This window comes from bacterium (assembly GCA_035527515.1).
Classification (GTDB): domain Bacteria; phylum B130-G9; class B130-G9; order B130-G9; family B130-G9; genus B130-G9.
In genome coordinates this window covers 1-3,537 of the sequence record DATLAJ010000004.1, presented here as the reverse complement: position 1 = coordinate 3,537, position 3,537 = coordinate 1, and the positions used below count along the sequence as shown (strand labels likewise).

5 protein-coding genes are annotated in these 3,537 nt (G+C 57.8%); all 5 read left to right on the top strand.

All coding sequences use genetic code 11. From position 1 onward, the window contains the following. Nucleotides 1-543 precede the first annotated feature (543 nt). The gene (locus tag VM163_00190; protein ID HUT02296.1) at nt 544-930 is read left to right on the top strand and encodes a helix-turn-helix domain-containing protein; all 387 of its coding nucleotides are present in this window, start codon (nt 544-546) and stop codon (nt 928-930) included. Further along, on the top strand, nt 923-1,090 hold the full coding sequence (locus tag VM163_00185; GenBank protein ID HUT02295.1) for a hypothetical protein: 168 nt from the start codon (nt 923-925) through the stop codon (nt 1,088-1,090). Before VM163_00190 ends, VM163_00185 begins: the two co-directional genes overlap by 8 nt. Before the next feature lie 56 nt (nt 1,091-1,146). Next, nucleotides 1,147-1,581 carry a hypothetical protein gene (locus VM163_00180; GenBank protein ID HUT02294.1) on the top strand — a complete coding sequence of 145 codons (435 nt, stop codon included), beginning with the start codon at nt 1,147-1,149 and terminating at the stop codon, nt 1,579-1,581. 29 nt (nt 1,582-1,610) lie between these two features. Continuing rightward, on the top strand, nt 1,611-1,970 hold the full coding sequence (locus VM163_00175) for a helix-turn-helix transcriptional regulator (GenBank protein ID HUT02293.1): 360 nt from the start codon (nt 1,611-1,613) through the stop codon (nt 1,968-1,970). 343 nt (nt 1,971-2,313) lie between these two features. Continuing rightward, the coding region (locus tag VM163_00170) for a PAS domain-containing protein (protein HUT02292.1) at nt 2,314-3,537 on the top strand (1,224 nt) is incomplete at its 3' end.

Here is a 3,537-nt window from a genome sequence, read left to right as displayed (position 1 = left end):
AATCAACTCAAGCTCAGATCACCATGCGTGGCATCGCGGCTCGTTTTGGCCGTTCTGCTGAGTCGTCTGGTCTGTTTCCCGCCTCCAACTTCCCTCGCCGCTAACACCTGTCCCCCTGGATGACTTCTGTGCCCATGGGTTTTCATTCCTGCTTCGCTGCCCGTTCGGCCGCGGGCGGATTACTCACGCCCTAGTGTTTACTGATGGCACTGTCCGCCGATTCCTGGCGACAGATTCCTATCGGACCAATAGTGGTTCAACCGGTTGATTTGCGAATGTTTGCTGGCGATTCTCCAAATCAACCGCCCCACCGTGGGTCGGGCAACAAAGGCTGGCCACTTGAAAGCGTTCGCCGACGCAACACTATGGCCGTTCTGTTGCGTTTTCCTTCCAGCCCTTGTTCTAGCCTCAGCACTTGCCGTGACCGCTCGCCCCCGCACTTCGGCACGTAGTGTTGCATTTGGCTGACTCTCTCCTGCCACCGAGCCGCCGTTCTGGTAGACTCTAGGCACAGCGGATGCTCAGATTCAGAGGCACCCTCCCATGGACATCGGCACACGACTGCAAGAACTGCGGCACGCTAAGAGCCTCACCCAGGACGACATGGAGCATCGAACCGGGCTCTCGCGTACATTCATTTCACGCATAGAGAACGGGCACGCGCCACCGGCCCTCAAAACCCTGGAGAGGCTTGCCCGAGGCTTGAAGGTTCCTCTCTGGCAACTCTTCCACGGGAACGATGGATCACCCGCAAACCTTGCACCTTCCCAGCGGGTGACCATCGAGGAATTGATCGCAGACAGTCCTCTGAAGGACGCCCGGTACCTCGTCAAGTTGCAGCGGTTCACAGGTCGGATGGATGAGGCCGACCGGAAGATGTTGCTCGCGGTGGCGCAGAAGATGGCCAAGCGGGGAGGCAAACGTGACTGACTGGGACAAGAGGATCACCGTCAGCGTCGAGGAGCTGACCCTGAGCAACTCGCTGCAACTGACGGCGCTGGTGGAGTTGCTGGAAGAGAGAGGGATTGTCACGCGGGACCAGGTGGTCGAACGCGTGAAGGCTATCAGGGACAGAAAAAGCCCGCGCTGAGCCGCTCTAGCGGTCTTACACAAACGTGCGAGATCCTGTTGGATGGGAGGTGTGGAATGAAACGTGCCGTTATTCTGTCTGTTGTTCTGAGTCTGGCAATTCCACTCTGGGCCGGGAAAAAGGACGACGTTGATCCCAGGCTTGCACATGTGAAGTCAATCTTCGTCAAGGGTAACAACCAAGCTGCGGATAAGGCACGCGAGATCCTGCGCAAGGGGAAAACCTGCTTCGCCCTTGCCAGTAATCCCGACGAAGCTGATGCTGTTCTGGAGATGGCCGACAGCGCCACACCCGATACGGGCATCTTTGGGAGTATGGGAGCACGGCACAATGTTGTGTCCGGCACTCTGACCCTGAAGTCGGGCGATCTGATCTGGTCCCGAAGCGAGCGGTTCTCCGATGCGCCCCTCATGAGCGGCGCTAAGACAGCAGCAGACATACTAATTCATGAGTTAGCCAAAGACGCCGACTGCAAGAAGCGGAAGAAGTAAGGCGTAGTGGCACGTTTGGAAGGCGAAACATGGACATCGGCACCCGACTCTACGAATTGCGACAGGCAAAGGGGTACTCCCAAGGCGACATCCAGCACCGGACAGGCCTGCTGCGCTGCTACGTCTCTCGTGTCGAGAACGGGCACACGCTCCCGAACCTGGAAACCCTGGAGAAGTGGGCTAAGGCTCTCGACGTGGAGCTGTATCAGCTTTTCTTTGCTGGCGAAGGGAAGCCCGAGCCGCCCCCGGTAATGCCAAAGCCTCCCGAGCCACCTTTCGGAACAGAAGGAGCCGCGCTGTTCAAGGTCTTCAGCAAGATGTCCAAACCCAATCGAAGGTTGCTGCTGGACATGGCCCGGAAGATGGCCACGACGGAGAGGCGCAAATGAGCGACCAAGATGAGAAAGTAACCGTGGGCGATTTCCCAGCTGTTCGCCTGCTCCGGCCGGTGCAAAGATGCGGTCAGCCTCACCTCAGAGGCGGGGGTCGCTGTTGGAATCCAAATTCTTCCGCGTCCGAGTAATGTACCCAGGTCTGCCCGCAGAGAACTGCGACCGCAAGATTCCGTGCCTCAAAGCCCCCGTCGCCAATTCATGCAAAATACTTGACGCTACCCGTGGTGATCTAACCTTGAGCTGACAGGGCGGCTGGCGTAGAATCTCTGGCCGTGCGAAAGTTGAAATTGGGAATTCCCATCTGAAGGTTCTTTGGCGGGAAATGATAAAAGGGAGTATGAGTGCAGCGCGCAAGCGGCGTTCGATTTTTTTCGAGCTCCGGGCGGCTCTGTGTTTTGTGATCCTGGCCCTCCTCGTTTTCCATTTTCAGCAGCTTTCCCCTTTCTTATGGTTCCTAGGGACGGGTTACCTCGTTTCTAATCTTCTCATCCGTGTTCTGCCTGCAACCTGGTTTGAGCACCCTGCCGTGGGCTACACCGTATTTTTCCTGGACATCGCCGGGCTGACAATCGTCCTCTATTCGATCTCGGGGATCGGGTCCGACACCCTGTTGCTGTTCTACTTCACCATTCTAATGGCGACGCTCGGTGAAGACGTGCCCAAGAGCGTGGGGATCGCCTTTGGCGCCTCGGCCATCTACGTATGGCTCCACTTGGGGCGGGGGGACAGTATGCTGGGGGAGCCGATGGAGCTGTTGCGGATTCCCCTCTTCCTGGTGACCGCACTGCTGTGTGGTTATCTGGCACAGGAACTCCGCCGCCACAAGCGGCAAATCCAAGGCTTGAAAGAGATTCAAAAAATCTTGGAGGTGCAGGCGGACATCTCAGTGAGCGACCTGGCGCAAAGTGAGAGCTTGCGGACTGCCGCCCAAGAGTTGGCTCGGCGATTTCGCGACCTCGTCCAAGATCTCAATGCCATCGTATGGGAAATGGAGGTGCCCACATTGCAGATCACCTTCGTGAGTCGCCAGGCTGAGCGTGTGCTCGGCTATCCTGTGGAAAGGTGGCTGATCGAAAGGGACTTCTGGGTCAATCACATCCATCCCGAGGAGCGCGAACATGTCGTTGCGTTCTGTCGCAAGGCCGTCGATGAGGGCAAGGATTACAATCTCCAATATCGTGCGCTGGCGGCAGATGGCAGAGTGGTATGGCTTCAGGACATTGTGCGCCTGATACGGGACGGCACAGACCGTGTTCGGGGACTGCGCGGCGTGATGGTAGACATAACCGAGCGCAAGCAACTTGAGGAACAGTTCCAACAGGCGCAAAAGATGGAGGCGGTTGGGCGGCTGGCAGGCGGCGTCGCACACGACTTCAACAACCTACTGACCGTCATCACGGGGTACGCGCAGTTGCTTCTGGGGCGTTTGGAGGCAAATGACCCGCTACGTCAATTTGTGGATGAGATCCAGAACGCAGGCGGACGTGCCGCCGCGCTGACTCGCCGCCTACTGGCCTTCAGTCGCAAGCAGGCAATCACTCCCCAGGTGCTGGATCTGAAC